The following is a 16,873-nucleotide window of genomic DNA, read 5'->3' as shown; positions in this document are numbered from 1 at the left end:
CACGGCGGCAAGCTCAGATGGCCATCTTTGAATACATCAACGGCTTCTACAATCCGCGACGCCGACACTCAGCGTTGGGCTGGAAAAGCCCTGTCGCGTTCGAGCGGAAGGTGGCCTAAACGAGCACCTGGGGCGGCACGAAAGCGCGACAGGTCCAGAAGCGGCTACCTTGCCTGAACTGCCCGATGCCGGGGCCTTCCTTCCGCTTCGCGACCATTGCCGACATCAACGGATTGGACTGGTTCGTCTGATCACTCTCTGGCAGGAGGGCAAGGTCGGCGGTTTTGTCCGGGGGGGCAGACGCGATAGGACTTCAGGCGATCTATGTGCCGCAAGATGTGGACGTTGGCGTGCGCGACACCCCGACCGCCACGCGAGACCTCACGCCGCTGGAAGCCGCAGCCTACCTGAAAATCGGCGTCGGATCCATTCGGGCGCTTCGGGATGCGGGCTACCTTGGTCACGCGAAACGCCTCAACGCAGATACCAATCATCGTCATTCCCTGATAACCCAATCCAGTATTTGGGAATTTGAGGCGCGTTTCCTCACGCTTGGACAGCTTGCCACCTCGGCGCGGGTTGCCCCGATACATCTGGCGCGGCGGCTGGATAGGGAAGGGGGCCCGACAGTCACCTGCGGTGGCCGACACGTTCGTGCCTACGAGCGATCGCAAGTGGCAGAGCGTGAGATTTTTGCAAGGAGCATTAGCGATGGACGATGAAGTTGAGCGCTTGAAGTCTCTGCTGTTGCGGATGGCCGAGGCGGATGTGTCGTCTGATGTTTACAATGACCACCTAAGGTCGGTTTTGCTTCGTGAACTCCATAGTTTGACGGCTATCGAAGACCTGCGCAAACGTGTGCATTCGCTTCAGGAGCAGGTTGAACGCATGGGGCCACGAGATCCGGATTTCGACATGAAACGCTTCATGGATGAAAGCTGGAAGTAGTGGCGGGGGGCCGTTTCGGTGCTTGCTACATACTCCCGAATGGCGAGGAAAGCGGATATCTCGGTCGGGCACAGCGGTAGATATGTAACCTTCGGCCCCAAAATGCCGTCCATGAAGTGAACAGCCGTTGACCGCTCCCAGCCCCTCCACGACCTTCGAGCCTCGGACCAGGCGCTGGCACAAAAGGGCGGAGAGCTGATGGGGTGGATGGCTCCTGCTTCAACCGGCGTCGCAATGCGCCATAGAGAGGTGGTCCTAGATTTTCGACCAGTTTGCAGCCCTGTTAAGGTGGATCAGGGTTTCATTTCAGGCTGCTAATCTCATTGGTTCTATTTTGCTGGCATAGGCTTCATCGGGGGTCAATATGCCGTGTGTCGAGTGGGGGCGTTCGGCGTTGTAGTAGGCCAGCCACTTTCCGATGCCAATCTTTGCCTCTGAGCCTCTCTCAAAGGCGTATAGATAGACGCATTCGTACTTGAGTGCCCGCCAGAGCCGCTCGATCATGCGGTTGTCGCGCCAGGCACCTTTCCCGTCCATGCTGATCTTGATCTTTGCGTCCGTCAGCTCGTCGATCCAAGCACCGCTGGTGAACTGGCTGCCCTGATCTGTATTGAATATCTCCGGCTTACCGTGCTTGGTCAAAGCCTCTTTCAGGGCCTCAACGCAGAAGTCCGCGTCCATGCTGTTGGACAGCCTCCAGGCAAGAACCTTGCGGCTGTGCCAATCCATGATCGCTACCAGATACAAAAAGCCACGTCGCATTGGGATATAGGTAATATCAGCGCACCAGACCTGGTTGGGCCGGTCGATCACCACGTTCCTGAGCAGATATGGCCAGATTTTGTGCTGTGGATGCTTCTTGCTGGTGTTGGGTTCCTGGTAAATCGGCACCTGCCGCATAAGACGCATCAGGCGGCGCACACGATGCCGCCCACATTTGTGGTTGTTGCGCTGCATAAAGCGCGCCATTTGGCGTGACCCATACCAGGGCGTTTCCAGGAACTGTTTGTCCCCTCTCATCGATACTGCGTATCGACTGCCGGGCAATGGATGACTTCCATAAACCGCAGGTTCTCAGCACTCTCGGCCTTCGGCTCATAATACAGATTGGACCGTGTCAGCGTCAGAAGTGCGCACTGGCGGCGAACGCTCAGCTTATGATCTCTGCTCACCATTTTTTGCCTCGCGCCCCGAGCAACTGATGCGAGGCTTCGGCCAAAAAATCCCGCTCCACGACCAACTGCCCAATCTTGGAATGCAGCTTGTCGACGTCAGCCGCACCCACTTGTTCCGGGGCCGCACCTCGGCGCGTAAATGCTGTGGCCATGTTCTCTATCGCCGCTCGTTTCCAGGTCCCGATCTGCGTCGGATGAACGCCGTATTTCTTGGACAGCTCCGCCAGCGTCATCTCCTCACGGATCGCTTCAAGCGCAACCTTGGCTTTGAACTCTGGCGAATGGTTCTTTCGTTTCTTCATTCTGGATCACTTCTTTCGTCATGCGACCCACCTTACGTGCTGGTCCGAATTTCCGCGACCACCTCTCTTCTCGTCGTCACTCCACCGTCGGCGTCGCTCAACGCCCAGAACTTCGCCAAATATGGCCTCGCCCGCTAAGACACGTGCATAACGACGTCTTTATGCACATGTCTTAGCGCGCCCCGCCGTCGTCAGGCAGGTGGCATCAATTGGGCCGTTACGGATGTCCGGGGGGCGGTCGCTGCGAAAGGCAGGCGGCCGTTTAGAAGTTCACGAACAGCGCCGTCATGAAATTCAGGCTGCTCTTGTCGCCTTTCTGATAGGTCAGGGTTGGATTGTCGGTATAGGACAGGCCAAATGTGGCATAGGCACCGTCGGTGATCCGCGCGGTATAGGAACCAACCACGCTGCTGGTGTCGCTGTTGGCATAGACCCCGGTTAGATCGGAGGCGCTGTTCACATTATCGACCAGGAAGGGGCTGATGCCGCTGTTGGTGACGACCAGCGCGGCCTGGTCCGCCGGTCGCGATTCAAATGGGCCGACCACATAGGCGCGCAGTTCGTAGTAGTCTGAGAATGCAAGGCTCTTCTCGTCGCCGAACATCGCACTGGCCCCCAGATACAGCCCCTTATAGGCGGTCGCGGGGGAGCCGGGGGCGAATTGTGAAACCTGCCAGTCCCCCACCAGATATGCGCCCCAGGAGCCCTGTTGCGTACCGCCGTCCCGGAAGTTCGGGAAATCGGAATCGTTGTACATCAACCCGCCACGGATCCATTTCTGGCCGCGCCCGGGGGTCGCCGGTCTCTTGTAGCCGAATTCATTCATCACCAACGCCTTGCCGTTCTCGATGTTGAAGGACAGGCCATCGGGGTTCAGGATCGTGCTGTCGTAGATCGGGTTTCCGGTCGGCCCGTTGATCGGCAGGCTGCGGAAAACGCCGATCTGATTGTAGTATTCATCGTTGAAGTGGTATTTCGCCCAGATGCCGGGTGCCGGGGACGGCGAGGTCGACATCCCCAATTCGTAGGGAATGGCCGTCGCCGAGCCAAGCGGGTTGGCGGTGTTGCCGCCGGTCGACAGGCCGATCCATTCGAGGCTGCTTTGCAGATAGCCGAATTTGAGTTCGAGCTTTTCGTCGAGAAAGGTCTGATACCATGACAGGCCGACGAGCGAGAAGGCTTCTGGCGAATAGGCATCCCAGCTGCTGAAGCTCTTGATGACCGAGCCCGAGATCTGGCCGTTCGGCACGCCCCAGCGGCTCGTGTCGTAATTGAGATAGAACGTGTTTGTCGACAGGCCCGAAGCGCGTTGCCCCCAATATTGCTGATCGCTGTAGCTGCCATCCTCGAGCAGCGGGCCCGGCCCGCGCCTTGGGCCGTTCAGCAGGTTCTGCGCCGCAATGTTCATCGACGTCGCCACGAACCCGAAGCCATATTTGCTCAACTTCGAGCGCAGGCCGCCCTTGTCCTTGAGGATCGAGTCGGCGAAGGGCGGCACCGGCAGGTTGAGCCCCTTCATGTTGTAGTGCTCGTCGAGCCACTGCAGGTCACGCCGGATCAGATCCGTGCTGGCCTCGGCCTCCGTGGGGTCCTCCGCCGCCGCCGTCAGGTCGAAGCTGAGCTCCTGGGCCGTGGCGCTGGCGCCGATGCCCAAGCCCAGCCCCAGCGCCAGAAGCGATGTCAGGGGGCTCAGGGCCTTGCCGGCGCGGCCGGTTCTGGCGCCCTGCTCGCTGAAGAATTTCGTCCCGTTCCGTGTCTTATTGATCATGTGGTTTCCTCCCATGATGAGTGGCGCGCTTCCGTGGCTCCTCCTGCCGTGAAGCTTGCCTTGCGAATGACTGTCCCGGTGCACCGCCGAAAGCCGCCGGTGCTGGCATCGCCAATTTCTTGGCAAGATTTTGTTTTTTATGTTTGTTTTAGACGGATGCGTCGCGGAACGTCATCCAGGGCACCTCGGATGGATATTCATTCGCGTCCTCCATGGCGTCGCCCGGTATCTTGAAACCCGTCGTGTCCATGACCTGATCGAAGCGCGACATCGCGTCCTCGATGCTCCAGTCCTTGTCGGTACCGCGATAGCCCGGGGTGGAGCCAATGAAGAGGCGTGAGAAACCGCCTCCTCCGGCGGTGAACATCTCTCCGGAACAGGGCGCATCTTCATGTGCCAGCGAAGCGACGACAGGGGCCACGGAATGGGGCGGAAAGTCCCGGCGCATCATGCCGTCGATTTCCTCTCCCATCAGAGTCGTCATACGGCTGGCGGCAATCGGCATGACCGAGTTGATCTTGATGTTCTTGCCGTTGACCTTTGCGGCGACCGCCATGCCGCGCACCATGCCCCAGACGGCGCCCTTTGCCGCGGGGTAGGGCACAGCGCTTCCCAGACCCAGGAACGAGCCCGAGCTGATATTGACGATCCGACCGTAATCGCGGTCCCACATCTGCCGCCAGACGCCACGGCAGAGAAAGAACGTCCCGGCCGCCGCGACATCCATGTCGCGCTGCCATTGCGCATCGGTGACCCCGTCAAGCGGCCCGGTCGAACTGACGACACCGGCATTGTTGATCAGGATATCGACTTGACCCCAGCGGTCCATGGCGTCGGCGATGATCCGCTCCGCGCCGTCTGAGGTGGCGACGCTGTCGGTGTTGGCCTCGACCTCTCCGCCCTCGGCACGGATCTTTTCGGCGGCCTCCTGAGCATAGGAGGCCGAGCTGCCTGCGCCGCTGAAATCCGAGCCGATATCATTGACCAGAACCCGGGCGCCGCGGGCGGCCAGCAGGCGTGCATAGGCATAGCCCAGCCCGCCGCCGGCGCCGGTGACGATGGCGACCTTTCCATCGAAACGCTTCTCGCTCATTGTGCGTACTCCGTTTTCACAAGATCAGGCATGAGCGAGGCTGACGACCGAACGCTGGGCGAATTCGGTCAGGCCTTCCTTGCCGAATTCCGTGCCAAGGCCCGATTGCTTGGCACCGCCGAAGGGAACGTGCGGCGCGAAATGCGTGGCATGGTTGATCCAGACCGTACCGCTGTCGAGGCGGGCGGCGATGTCGCGTGCCGTTTCGATATCGCGGCTCCAGACCGAGCTGCCAAGCCCGAACTCGCCGGCATTCGCCTTGCTCACCACGTTGTCGATATCGTCGAAACGGATCACCGGCAGGATCGGGCAGAACTGTTCGTCATCGACGAGCGGTGAGCCGTCCTTGATGTCGCGCACGATGGTCGGTTTCATGAAATAGCCGTTGCCTTCGATGATTTCGCCGCCGGCGATGACCTTGCCGTCACGCAGGGCCACGTCGAGATAGCCCTTGGCCTTCTCATACTGTGCCTTGTTCTGCAGAGGTCCGATGCGGGTGCCCTGTGCCAGACCGTCGCCCACCGGCGCCGCCTCGGCCAGCCGCGCCAGCGCGTCGCACATCTGGTCATAGACATCGCTGTGCACGTACAGCCGTTTCAGCGCGATGCAGACCTGGCCCGACAGCATGAAAGAGGAGGCAAAGACCTTCTCGGCGGTGGCCTCGATATCGGCGTCGGGGAGGACGATGCCCGGATCGTTGCCGCCCAGCTCCAGCGTGAGCCGTTTCAGCGTCGGCGCACCGGTTTGCATGATCTTGCGACCGGTCGGGGTAGAGCCGGTGAAGGACACTTTCGCCACATCCGGTGACGCAACGAGCAGCGGGCCGAGATCGTTGTCATCCACCAGAACGGAGAGCACGCCGGCGGGCAGGATCGGCTGGGCGATCCGCGCGAGAACCATCGCGGTCAGGGGGGTGGTGGGCGCGGGTTTGAGAATGAACGTGTTGCCGAGGATCAGCGCCGGGGCCAGTTTGTAGGCCGCGATCAGGAACGGAAAGTTCCAGGGCACGATGCCGGCAACAACGCCCAGCGGTCGGTGGTGCAGTTCGATATGATAGCCTTCGGACTCCTCGAGCACTTCGACCGGCAGGCGCTGATCGGCAAAGTGACGCAGGAAAATCGTGGCAAAGCCGATCTCGGCCTCGGCATCGGCGCGTGGTTTGCCCTGCTCCATGACCAGTGTCCGGACCAGCAGATCCTGCTCGGACTCGATGGCATCCGCCAAGGCGAGGAGCTTTTGCGCGCGCGCCTCGACATCCAGCGCGGCCCAGTCCAGCTGGGCCCGGGCTGCTGCCGCGATGGCGCGCTCGGCATCCGCCTCGCTCGCCCGCGGGACCGTGGCAAAGACATTTCCGGTGGCGGGATTGACGACGTCAAGCGTCAGGTCCGATCCCGTCAGGGACCCGTCGATCAGCATCTTGTACTCTGTTTCGGTCATGTGGCTTCCTCCCTCATGCTCTGTGGTTCGTCGTATGTGCGGTCGTTCAGTCGCTGCTGTAGACCGCCTTGTCCGCATGCCAGCGCGACCAGATATGCGTATTCGGCATCTGGTAGGCGTTGATGTCGCGGTCGATATGGGCCTGGATGATGGCCGGCTTGCCAGAGGCCAGCGCCCGTTCCACCGCGGGCACGATCTCGTCCGGCTTGTCGCAATATTCGCCATGCCCGCCCATCTGGCGCGCGATTTCGTCCAGCCGCATCTGGCGGTGGTCGATTTCGAAGGTGCGGCCGCAGACATGCATGTAATACGGCAGTTCAAGCGACCAGCCTGCATCGTAGGCGACGACGATGACGATGGGCAGCTCGTAGCGAACGGCGGTTTCGAACTCCATCAGGTAGAACCCAAAGGCGCCATCGCCGGTGAAAAGCACGACGTGGCGATCGTCGTCGCGGGCGGCGATCGCAGCCCCCATTGCATAGGGCAGTCCGGTGCCCAGGTTGCCGTGTTTCATCGCCGTCAGCTCATCGCTGATCTCGTGGTTCAGCAGGTTCATCTGCCAGACCGAGGTGGCGCCGCCGTCACGCACCCAGATCACATCCTTGGGCAGGGCCTTTTGCACTTCCAGCACCAGCTTGCCCGGATGCAGGGGGCTTTGGCCGGTCGCGGCCTGTCCGAGCTCCGCCAGATAGGTCTCGTGTTCGGTCTTTGCAGTGTGCGTGGCGGCGCGGTCAAGCTGCGGACGGCGCTCTGCGATTGCGCCTGTCAGGCGCGGCAGCACCCGTGCCACGTCTCCCAGCAAAGCATCGTCGACAGGCCGGTTGCGGCCAATCGCGGCGGGATCCCGATCCACCTGGATCCAGTGCTGGCTGCCCTCGGGGCCGAAATACTGCGGGAAACCGGTCTGGCTGCGCACATAGGGGTTTCCGCCAAACCCGGTTTTTTCGCCGATGGAGCTGCCGAGGGTGATGATGACATCCGCCTCGCGGGCAATGCGGTCGCCCGGCCCCTCGCCGAGGCGCAGCACCTGCGGATGCGTGTCGGGCAGCGCGCCGCGCCCGCCGACGGTCAGCATGACCGGCGCGCCGAGCGATTCGACAAACGCGCGGAACGCCTCTTGCGCGCGTGACAGGCGGATGCCGCTGCCGCCGATGATCAGCGGGCGCCTGGCATTGGCGAGCGTATCGGCGATCCGCGACAGGTCTGCCTCGCTCACCAGATCGAGGAAGGTGGCAGGGCGATAGCGTTCGGGCGGGATCAGCGGGCCGAACTCCCGCTCTTCGAGAAGCAGGTCGAAGGGCAAACCGATATAGCATGGACCCGGTCGCCCGGTATGCATCTGCCGGAATGCTTCCTGGAACAGGGTGTCCGCCTCGAGCGGATCTTCGAGAATTGCTCTGAATTTGGTAATCGGGGTCAGTACATCGGTGTTGGGCACCTGCTGGAACTGCGATGTCCTGGGCGAGTTGCGGGCCAGCAAAGTGCGCTCGGACCCCAGATACAGGACAGGAAGGTTCTCGGCATAGGAATTGGCGACCGCCGGATACAGATTCATCACCCCGGGCCCCGAATTGGCGCCGGTCACGGCGATATTGCCGGTCATCTGCGCATAGGCTTCCGCCATGTAGCCGCCGACCGTCTCGTGGTGGGGGGCGATCAGCTTGCAGCCCAGATCGTCAAGCTTGTGGTGCAGCTTTCCGAAGGTCACCTCGGGCAGCGAAAAGAATCGGTCGACGCCTTCCTGCACAAGAAGGCGGGCAATTCGTTCCCCCAGGGATTCGACGCTGCCGGCGGGGTGCTGGCGGGGCTTTGCATTCATTGTGGTCCTCCCTTTCGTACCGCAATCCCTCCCGTCCGTCCGATTTGACGGGGCAGGGACATGCGGGAGACATCGCTCGATGGCGTGAGCCTAGGTTCGGCGATTAGCGTCGTCAAGACTGATTGTCGGACATTAAGCTTGACGTTTGCCATCCAAGCGTACGATCTTGCCAGTCAAGCGGGCCGGTCGAGGGGGCAGGTCCGTGTTTGCACTTGCATTCGCTGGGAGGAAAGAATGCCGAATGAACCTATAGCAGAAGCGCGGTGGGGGCAGGTCGCGATAGCGGCTCTGGCGCAGAACGTTGCCACGGGCTTTGCCTTTGGCAGCTTTGGCTCACTGATCATGGCGATCGAGGAGGAGTTCGTCATCGGTCGGTCGCAGAGTTCGCTCGCGATTTCGCTGCTACTTGTGAGCCTCGCCCTGACCGCGTCGATTGTCGGGCGCCTGATCGAGCGGGTTTCTCTACATTTCATCATGGCCTGTGGGGCCCTTTTGGGCGCGGCCGGATACGGGTTGTTGGCGGTCGCGCAGAGCGGTTCGGCGCTTCTGGCGATCTATGCTCTTCTGCTTGGTCCTGCGGTGTCGCTGCTGGGGGTACTGCCGTCGATGACGCTGGCCACGCGGGTGGTGCCCGAGCGGCTTCAGGGGCGCGCGCTTGGGCTGGTGAACGTTCCGGCGCTCGTGATGGTGGTGCCGCTGGTGATCGGTTGGGTTCTGCAGACCTATTCCCTGCGCGCCGCCTTTCTGTGGCTCGCGGTCGGGCAGTTGGTGCTCGTGCCGTTTCTGCTGCTGGCGATCGATCGCACCGCACGTCTGCCCGTGGCGTCGCGCAGCCGCGACGCCGGAGAAACGCCGGGCGGGATCCTCAATCGCCCGTCTTTCTGGATCATCACCATCGGGGCCGGCCTTGTCGTGGGCGGCGGCGCCATGAAGATCGCGCATTTCGTGCCGCTCGTGCTGGAGCAGGGGCGTAACTTTGCCGAGGCCAACATGCTTCTCGGGCTGTCGGGGGGCGCCGGGCTGCTCGGGTCGCTGTTCTTTGGTCTGCTTGCCGACCGGTTTGGCGGCGGCAAGGCGCTGATCTTCAATGCGCTGCTTCAGACGGTTTTTTGGAGCATCTTCCTGTTTCAGCTTTCGATGCCGCTTCTCGTGCTCGACGCCTTTGCCGTGGGGGCCTGCGGTGGCGGCGTGCAGGCTGCGCTCGGTGTGCTTCTGGTGCGTCACTACGGATCGGCGCGTTTCTCGCGGGCCTATGGACTTTTGACGCTGACGAGCCTGCCGTTCGTCTTTGCCCTGACGCCACTGTCCAGTGTCGTGTTCGAGATGAGCGGCACCTACGAATACGCCATCGCCTTCATCGCCTCCAGCTTCCTGGTTGCGGCGGTGATGTTCGCCCTCGTGCTTCGGAAAGACGATTCGTCCGACCCCGAGGAGGTCGTGTCGGCCGAACAGGTTGCTGCATCGGGCTGACATTGCCCCTGTCCGGTGCCGGGCGTGAGCGTTCGGCGCCGGGTTGCGGACCCTCTGCGAGGCGCCCTTTGGCGCCTCGTTTCATGTTTGGCACCCGCGCGTGCGGGGCGCGCGCCGGGTTTCGCCGGCGTTTGCGAATGCCGCGAAAATCCGGTTGACGGCGACCTTTGTGTAGGTATGAATGATTGTCAGACAATAAATGGATCCGGATGAGGGCGAAAGCCTGCAGGGATCCGTGACGAATGCACGCATTGTTGGGAGGAGTTGCCTTGGATTTCGCGCTGTCGGGTGAAGAGCAGATGGTTTTCGATGTCGCCGCATCTTTTGGTGAAGAGCAGATCAAGCCTTTCGCGGAGAAGTGGGAAGAAGAGGGGACCATACCACGCACGCTTTGGGTCGGATGCGCCGAGCTGGGTTTCGGCGGGCTCTATGTGTCGGAAGAGTTCGGCGGTGCCGGTCTCGACCGTCTGGGGGCGTCGCTTGTGATCGAGGCGCTGAGCCGGTCATGCCCCTCGGTCGCGGCGTTCCTGTCAATCCACAACATGTGCGCGGGCATGATCGACCGCTATGGCAGCGCCGAGCTCAAGGCCCGCCTTCTGCCAGACGTCGTCTCGATGAAACGGATCATGTCCTATTGCCTGACCGAGCCCGGCGCCGGATCGGATGCGGCGGCGCTGCGCACACGTGCAGAGAAGCGCGATGGCGGTTATGCGCTGACCGGCACCAAGGCGTTCATCTCCGGCGGCGGCTATTCGGATGCCTATATCGTCATGAGCCGCACCGGCGATGCCGGCCCCAGGGGCATCTCTGCGCTGATCGTCGAGGATGGCAGTGACGGGCTGAGTTTTGGGGCCGAGGAAAAGAAGATGGGCTGGAAGGCCCAGCCAACCCGGCAGGTGCAGCTTGACGATTGTCTTGTTCCGGCAGGCAACCTGATGGGAGACGAGGGCGCGGGCTTTCGCTATGCCATGGCCGGGCTGGACGGTGGGCGGATCAACATCGCCGCCTGTTCGCTGGGCGCGGCGCAGTCGGCGCTGGAGGCCACGGTCACCTACATGTCCGAGCGCAAGGCGTTTGGGCAATCGATTGACCAGTTCCAGGCGCTGCAATTCCGCCTGGCCGATATGGAAATCCGTCTGCAGGCCGCGCGGGTCTTTCTGCGGCAGGCGGCCTGGAAACTCGATCAGGGCGCGCCGGACGCATCGCGTTTCTGCGCCATGGCCAAGGCCTTTGTAACCGAGGTCGGCTCGGACGTTGCCGATGCCTGCCTGCAACTGCATGGCGGCTACGGCTATCTGGCGGATTACGGCATCGAGAAGATCCTGCGCGATCTGCGTGTCCATCAGATCCTTGAAGGCACCAACGAGATCATGCGCGTGATCGTCGCGCGCCATCTGGTGGGGCCGGCATGACCGATCTGGATATTCGCATCGACGGGCGCGTCGGGCGCATCACGCTGACACGGCCCAAGGCGCTCAATGCGCTGACCCATGACATGTGCCTGAAGATCGAGGCTGCGCTTGCAGGCTGGGTCGGCGACGACACCGTCCGCGCGGTGCTGATCGACGGCGCGGGCGAAAAGGCTTTCTGCGCGGGCGGCGACGTGATCGCGCTGTATGAAGAGGGGCTTTCGGGACGCGACAGCGGCGCACGGCAGTTCTGGCGCGATGAATACCGGCTCAATGCCATGATCGCCGAGTATCCAAAGCCCTTCATCGCGCTGATGGACGGGATCGTGATGGGCGGCGGGGTCGGGGTCTCGGCCCATGGCAGCCACCGGATCGTGACCGAACGGACTGTCTTTGCCATGCCCGAATGTGTCCTTGGGCTGATCCCGGATGTCGGCGGCACCCATCTGCTGGCGCAGATGCCGGGCCACGCCGGGGAATATGTCGGGCTGACCGGCACGCGCCTCGCCGGCGCCGACTGCCTGCATGGCGGACTGGCCGATTACGTCGTCCCGTCGGACAGGCTTGATGCGTTGGTCGTGGCGCTCTGTGCGGAAGGCGACCCGGCTTGCATCCAGTCGTTTGCCGCGGATCCCGGAGCGTCTTCGGTGGCCGAGCTGCAGGGCGAGATCGACGCGGTGTTCGGTCAGGCGGATATCGCCGCAATCCGCGCGATGTTGTCGGGCGCGCAATCGGAATTCGCCCAGAAGGCCTCGGCGGCGCTGGATCGGGGGGCGCCCGTGGCGCTTTGCGCCACGCTCGAGGCGATCCGGGCCGCGCGGGCCGAGCCTTCGCTCCGGGCGGCGCTCGCGCGGGAATACCGGTTCGTCAGCCGTGCCCTGATCGAGGGCGATTTCGTCGAGGGCGTGCGTGCACGCCTCTTGGACAAGACCAACGCGCCGCGCTGGAAGATCACGGATCTGTCGAGCGTGTCGCCGGAGGTGCGTCGCATCCTTGGTGCGCCGGCCCCCGAAGGCGACCTTGTCGTCTGAACCGAACGGGAGAGGAAAGATGCAGATCGGATTTATCGGGCTTGGCAATATGGGCGGACCCATGGCGGCCAACCTGGCACGCGCCGGCCACGAGGTGACCGGCTTTGACATGGCCGCGGTCGAGATCGAGGGCGTCGCCATGGCGGCGTCGGCGGCCGAGGCGGCGGGAGGGGCGGATGTCGTGGTCACCATGCTGCCGAACGGCGATATCCTGCGCAGCGTCGCCGCAGAGATCATTCCGGCGATGACCACCGGCGCAAGCTTTGTCGATTGCTCGACGGTGGATGTCGAAAGCGCTCGGGCGGTTGCGGCCATGGCGCAGGACGCGGGGCTGAAGGCGCTCGATGCGCCGGTTTCCGGCGGCGTCGGTGGCGCGACGGCGGGGACACTGACCTTCATGGTCGGCGGCAGCGAAGCCGCCTATGAGATCGCCAGACCGCTTTTCGGGATCATGGGGCAAAAGTCTGTCTTCTGCGGCGATCCGGGGGCCGGGCAGGCGGCCAAGATCTGCAACAACATGATCCTCGGCGTGACGATGGTAGCCACCTGCGAGGCCTTTGCGCTGGCCGACAAGCTGGGTCTGTCGCGGCAGGCGGTCTATGACGTGGTGTCGACCTCTTCGGGGTCGTCCTGGTCGATGAACAGCTATTGTCCGGCGCCGGGGGTCGGGCCGAAATCGCCGGCGGATAACGGCTATATGCCCGGCTTTGCCGCCGAGCTGATGCTCAAGGATCTGCGGCTCAGCCAGCAGGCCGCCGAGGCCGCCGAGGCCGATACGCCCATGGGCCGGCTGGCCGAAGAGCTATACACAACCTTCGTCGAGCACGAAGGCGGAAATGGGCGCGACTTCTCGGCCATGCTGCCCCGGCTCGCTGACCGGACGAGGAGCTGAGCCATGTCCGAACTGGTGGATTTCACCCGCAACGGGCGCGTCGTGAAGGCTCGCCTGAACCGCCCGAGGCAACGCAACGCGCTCAACACCCAGCTCGCATCCGAGCTGATCGAAGGCATGGTGGCGCTCGATACCGATCCCGATGTCGGATGTTTCGTGATCACCGGAGACGAGCGCGCCTTTGCGGCTGGTGCCGATATCGCCGAGATGGCGGGCATGTCCTATGCCGACGCCGCCGCGCGCGATGTCTTCGGCGAGTGGGAGCGTTTTGCAAAGCTGCGGACCCCCAAGATCGCAGCCGTCAACGGCTATGCGCTTGGCGGCGGTTGCGAGCTGATGATGATGTGCGATTTCGCCATCGCCGGCGAGGGCGCCAAATTCGGCCAGCCCGAGATCAAGCTGGGCGTGATCGCGGGCATTGGCGGCACCCAGCGCATGACCCGGCTGATCGGGCGGTCGCTGGCGATGGATATGCACCTGACCGGCCGGATGATGGACGCGGCCGAGGCGTTGCGCGCCGGGCTTGTGGCCCGCGTCGTCGCGGATGACCGGGTGCTTGCCGAGGCGACGGAGGCCGCAGAGACGATTGCCGGCTATTCCAAGCCCGCGACCATGCTGGCCCGCGATGCGGTCAACCGGGCCGAAGAGGGCAGCCAGGCCGAAGGTCTTCTGTTCGAGCGGCGGATCTTCCATTCGCTCTTTGCGACGCGGGACCAGAAAGAAGGGATGCAGGCCTTTCTCGAAAAGCGCGCGCCCGAATTTCACGGAACCTGAGACAACCCGGGCGCGGCCCGGACACGGAACGACTGGAGGACAACATGAAGACTGAAGGAGTTACGGCGATCATCACCGGCGGTGCGTCCGGGCTGGGGGCGGCGGTCGCGCGGCGTCTGGCGCAGGGCGGTGCAACGCCGGTGATCTTCGACATGAACGAGGCCGCCGGCAAGGCGCTGGCCGAAGAGGTGAAGGGAGGGTTCTTCCGGGTAGACGTAACCGACGAGGACAGCGTCGCCAAGGCCGTGGACGAGGTCGCGCAGTCCTTTGGCAGCGCCCGCATCCTGGTGAATTGTGCCGGCATCGCGCCGCCCTCGAAGGTCTTGTCCCGCGAGGGCGCGCCGCAACCGCTGGCGGATTTCGCAAAGATCGTCAACGTGAACCTCATCGGCACGTTCAACGTGATCTCGAAATTCGCCGCCCGGCTGCACAAGGAAGATCCCGTTGGCGAAGAGCGCGGGGTGGTGGTCAACACCGCCTCGGTCGCCGCCTTCGAGGGGCAGACCGGACAGGCCGCCTATGCGGCGTCCAAGGGGGGCGTGGTTTCCATGTCCTTGCCGATTGCGCGCGAACTGGCGCGCTTTGGGATCCGGGTGAACACCATCGCACCGGGGATCTTCCTGACGCCGATGCTTGAATCGCTGCCGCAGGACACGCAGGAGTCTCTGGGCCAGCAGGTGCCGTTCCCGTCGCGCCTTGGAAAACCCTCGGAATTCGCCGATCTGGCCGCTGCGATCATCGACAATCCGATGCTCAACGGCGAGGTCATTCGCTTGGACGGAGCAATCCGGATGGCGCCCAGATGACCAGCGTCAGGCGGAAGATTACAGATGGCATCGCCCGGCTGACGCTGACCCGGCCGGATGCCGCGAACGCGATTGATTTCGATCTGGCCGATGCGCTGTTCGACGCGCTCGATCATGCGGCGGGCGACGATGCCGTGCGCTGCATCGTGCTTGGCGCAGAGGGCAAGCTCTTTTGCGGCGGTGGCGATATCTCTGCCTTCGGGCAGGCCACCGATGCGCTGCCCGAGCAGATCGGCGCGCTGGCGCGGTCGCTTCATCGCAGCATCGCGCTGATCGACCAACTGGACAAGCCGCTGGTGACGTCGATCCAGGGCACCGCCGCCGGCGCCGGGTTGGTGCTTGCGGCGCTCGGCGATATCGCCCTTGCCTCGGACCGCGCCCGGTTCCACCCGGCTTATCTTGGCATCGGGCTGACCCCGGATGGCGGCACCACCTGGCATCTTCCGCGGCTGGTTGGTGCGCGGCGCGCGACAGAAATGCTGCTGTGCGGTCAGACCATGGATGCCGACGAGGCTGCCGCCTGCGGGCTGATCACCCGCGTGGTGCCGCATGACCGGCTGCACGAGGAAACGCAGAGCGTCGCGGCGCGGCTGGCCAAGGCGCCGGGCTGGGCGCTGCGCCGCACCAAACACCTGCTGGCGCAGGGCCGTAGTGCCTCGCTGCGCGATCATCTCGACGCCGAAGCCACCGGCATCGCCGAGGCAGCAAGCCGTCCGGACGCCGCGGCTGCAATCAGGACGTTTCTGAGCAGGCGCTGACCTGTCAGTCAATTCGGAGGAGCAACACCATGGCCGAGGCCTATATCGTAGACGCCATCAGAACCGCGGGAGGGCGACGCAAGGGCGCGCTCGCCGGCTGGCACCCGGCTGATCTGGGCGCCGAGGTGCTCAATGCACTGGTGACAAGAACGGGGATTGACCCGGAAACCATCGACGACGTGATCATGGGCTGTGTCACCAAGGCCGGTGAGCAGGGCTTCAACATCGCCCGCAACTGTGTGCTGGCGTCGGATCTGCCGACCTCGGTGCCGGCCACAACAGTGGACCGGCAATGCGGCAGCTCGCAGCAGGCGCTGCATTTTGCCGCGCAGGCGGTGATGTCAGGGACGCAGGATATGGTCATCGCGGGCGGCGTCGAAAGCATGACCCGGGTGCCTATGTTCGCCGATATGACGGTGCTGGCCAAGGCGGGCATCGGCGAGGGCCCGGTCAGCGCGCGTATGTCCAAACGTTTCGGCGTCGACAGCTTCAGCCAGTTTGTCGGCGCCGAGATGATCGCCGAGCGCCATGGCCTGAGCCGCGAGGCGCTCGACGCCTATGCGCTGGAGAGCCACCGCCGTGCGGCCGCCGCGACCGAGGCGGGCGCCTTCGAACGCGAGATTCTGCCGCTGCAACTGGAGCAGGGCACCCATCTGCGCGACGAGGGCATCCGTTTCGATGCGACGCCGGAGGGTATCGCCGGTGTCGAGCCGATCCAGGAGGGCGGCGTGCTGAGCGCGGCAAATGCCAGCCAGATCTGCGATGGTGCCTCGGGCGTGCTGGTCGTGGGCGAACGGGCGCTCAGGGCTCATGGGCTGACCCCGATCGCGCGCATCGTCGACATGACCGTCACCGCGGGAGATCCTGTGGTGATGCTCGAAGAGCCGATCCGGGCCACGCGCCGGTCGCTGGAAAAGGCGGGCTTGTCGCTTGAGGATATCGCGCTGTTCGAGGTCAACGAGGCTTTTGCGCCGATCCCGCTGGCCTGGCTCAAGGAGCTGCGGGCCGATCCCGCGAAACTGAACGTGAATGGAGGGGCCATTGCGCTTGGTCATCCGCTGGGCGCCAGCGGCACGCGCCTGATGTCCACGCTGATCCACGCCCTGCGCGCGAAAGGCGCAGGCTACGGGCTCCAGACCATGTGCGAAGGTGGCGGCACCGCCAATGTCACCATCGTCGAAGCATTGTGAG

At 63.5% G+C, this 16,873-nt stretch carries 14 protein-coding genes and 1 pseudogene; 10 read left to right on the top strand and 5 right to left on the bottom strand.

Features of this window, described 5'->3' with window-relative positions:
• A partial coding sequence (locus J4E08_RS17075; RefSeq protein WP_349539537.1) for an IS3 family transposase occupies window positions 1-119 on the top strand: 119 nt, incomplete at its 5' end.
• 592 nt (window positions 120-711) lie between these two features.
• Window positions 712-948, top strand: a complete 237-nt coding sequence (locus J4E08_RS17070) for a hypothetical protein (RefSeq protein ID WP_349539531.1) — start codon at window positions 712-714, stop codon at window positions 946-948.
• 306 nt (window positions 949-1,254) lie between these two features.
• Here the strand turns inward: J4E08_RS17070 and J4E08_RS17065 are convergent.
• The 5 genes and pseudogenes from J4E08_RS17065 to J4E08_RS17045 all read right to left on the bottom strand — a co-directional run bounded on the left by J4E08_RS17065 (window position 1,255) and on the right by J4E08_RS17045 (window position 8,542).
• Window positions 1,255-2,425, bottom strand: a pseudogene (locus tag J4E08_RS17065) (IS3 family transposase).
• Window positions 2,426-2,687: 262 nt separating this feature from the next.
• Window positions 2,688-4,193, bottom strand: a complete 1,506-nt coding sequence (locus tag J4E08_RS17060; RefSeq protein ID WP_349539530.1) for a carbohydrate porin — start codon at window positions 4,191-4,193, stop codon at window positions 2,688-2,690.
• Window positions 4,194-4,341: 148 nt separating this feature from the next.
• A complete protein-coding gene (locus tag J4E08_RS17055) occupies window positions 4,342-5,286 on the bottom strand; it encodes an SDR family NAD(P)-dependent oxidoreductase (RefSeq protein ID WP_349539529.1) in 945 nt (314 codons plus the stop codon).
• 24 nt (window positions 5,287-5,310) lie between these two features.
• On the bottom strand, window positions 5,311-6,723 hold the full coding sequence (locus tag J4E08_RS17050; protein WP_349539528.1) for an aldehyde dehydrogenase family protein: 1,413 nt from the start codon (window positions 6,721-6,723) through the stop codon (window positions 5,311-5,313).
• A 46-nt stretch (window positions 6,724-6,769) separates the two neighbouring features.
• Window positions 6,770-8,542, bottom strand: a complete 1,773-nt coding sequence (locus tag J4E08_RS17045; protein WP_349539527.1) for a thiamine pyrophosphate-binding protein — start codon at window positions 8,540-8,542, stop codon at window positions 6,770-6,772.
• 60 nt (window positions 8,543-8,602) lie between these two features.
• Here J4E08_RS17045 and J4E08_RS17040 point away from each other — a divergent pair, with 60 nt between their 5' ends.
• The 8 genes from J4E08_RS17040 (at window position 8,603) to J4E08_RS17005 (ending at window position 16,872) form a co-directional block, all read left to right on the top strand.
• Complete coding sequence (locus J4E08_RS17040) at window positions 8,603-10,012, top strand: MFS transporter (RefSeq protein ID WP_349539526.1); 1,410 nt, start codon at window positions 8,603-8,605, stop codon at window positions 10,010-10,012.
• A gap of 269 nt (window positions 10,013-10,281) precedes the next feature.
• The gene (locus tag J4E08_RS17035; protein ID WP_349539525.1) at window positions 10,282-11,424 is read left to right on the top strand and encodes an acyl-CoA dehydrogenase family protein; all 1,143 of its coding nucleotides are present in this window, start codon (window positions 10,282-10,284) and stop codon (window positions 11,422-11,424) included.
• Window positions 11,421-12,452, top strand: coding sequence for an enoyl-CoA hydratase/isomerase family protein (locus J4E08_RS17030; protein ID WP_349539524.1), 1,032 nt, complete (start codon window positions 11,421-11,423; stop codon window positions 12,450-12,452). The genes J4E08_RS17035 and J4E08_RS17030 overlap by 4 nt, the downstream gene beginning before the upstream one ends.
• Before the next feature lie 19 nt (window positions 12,453-12,471).
• Window positions 12,472-13,344 carry a 3-hydroxyisobutyrate dehydrogenase gene (gene mmsB / locus J4E08_RS17025; protein WP_349539523.1) on the top strand — a complete coding sequence of 291 codons (873 nt, stop codon included), beginning with the start codon at window positions 12,472-12,474 and terminating at the stop codon, window positions 13,342-13,344.
• Between the two features lie 3 nt (window positions 13,345-13,347).
• Window positions 13,348-14,118 carry an enoyl-CoA hydratase-related protein gene (locus tag J4E08_RS17020; protein ID WP_349539522.1) on the top strand — a complete coding sequence of 257 codons (771 nt, stop codon included), beginning with the start codon at window positions 13,348-13,350 and terminating at the stop codon, window positions 14,116-14,118.
• A gap of 44 nt (window positions 14,119-14,162) precedes the next feature.
• Window positions 14,163-14,924: an SDR family NAD(P)-dependent oxidoreductase gene (locus J4E08_RS17015; protein WP_349539521.1), complete on the top strand. Its 762-nt coding sequence runs from the start codon at window positions 14,163-14,165 to the stop codon at window positions 14,922-14,924.
• Entirely contained in the window at window positions 14,921-15,682 is a 762-nt protein-coding gene (locus tag J4E08_RS17010; protein ID WP_349539520.1) for an enoyl-CoA hydratase/isomerase family protein, read from the top strand. The genes J4E08_RS17015 and J4E08_RS17010 overlap by 4 nt, the downstream gene beginning before the upstream one ends.
• Before the next feature lie 29 nt (window positions 15,683-15,711).
• Entirely contained in the window at window positions 15,712-16,872 is a 1,161-nt protein-coding gene (locus tag J4E08_RS17005) for an acetyl-CoA C-acetyltransferase (RefSeq protein WP_349539519.1), read from the top strand.
• Window position 16,873: the final 1 nt, after the last annotated feature.

Source organism: Sagittula sp. NFXS13, assembly GCF_040148795.1.
GTDB lineage: Bacteria > Pseudomonadota > Alphaproteobacteria > Rhodobacterales > Rhodobacteraceae > Sagittula > Sagittula marina.
The sequence above is the reverse complement of the archived record's forward strand: the minus strand, read 5'-3'. Positions and strand labels throughout refer to the sequence as shown.

Bases quoted from the DNA above. Each gene is read 5' to 3' on its own strand.
- J4E08_RS17005 (WP_349539519.1), top strand. From the start codon at position 15,712: ATGGCCGAGGCCTATATCGTAGACGCCATCAGAACCGCGGGAGGGCGA.
- J4E08_RS17040 (WP_349539526.1), top strand. From the start codon at position 8,603: ATGCGGGAGACATCGCTCGATGGCGTGAGCCTAGGTTCGGCGATTAGC.
- J4E08_RS17020 (WP_349539522.1), top strand. From the start codon at position 13,348: ATGTCCGAACTGGTGGATTTCACCCGCAACGGGCGCGTCGTGAAGGCT.
- J4E08_RS17070 (WP_349539531.1), top strand. From the start codon at position 712: ATGGACGATGAAGTTGAGCGCTTGAAGTCTCTGCTGTTGCGGATGGCC.
- mmsB (WP_349539523.1), top strand. From the start codon at position 12,472: ATGCAGATCGGATTTATCGGGCTTGGCAATATGGGCGGACCCATGGCG.
- J4E08_RS17010 (WP_349539520.1), top strand. From the start codon at position 14,921: ATGACCAGCGTCAGGCGGAAGATTACAGATGGCATCGCCCGGCTGACG.
- J4E08_RS17015 (WP_349539521.1), top strand. From the start codon at position 14,163: ATGAAGACTGAAGGAGTTACGGCGATCATCACCGGCGGTGCGTCCGGG.
- J4E08_RS17050 (WP_349539528.1), bottom strand. From the start codon at position 6,723: ATGACCGAAACAGAGTACAAGATGCTGATCGACGGGTCCCTGACGGGA.
- J4E08_RS17060 (WP_349539530.1), bottom strand. From the start codon at position 4,193: ATGATCAATAAGACACGGAACGGGACGAAATTCTTCAGCGAGCAGGGC.
- J4E08_RS17045 (WP_349539527.1), bottom strand. From the start codon at position 8,542: ATGAATGCAAAGCCCCGCCAGCACCCCGCCGGCAGCGTCGAATCCCTG.
- J4E08_RS17055 (WP_349539529.1), bottom strand. From the start codon at position 5,286: ATGAGCGAGAAGCGTTTCGATGGAAAGGTCGCCATCGTCACCGGCGCC.
- J4E08_RS17030 (WP_349539524.1), top strand. From the start codon at position 11,421: ATGACCGATCTGGATATTCGCATCGACGGGCGCGTCGGGCGCATCACG.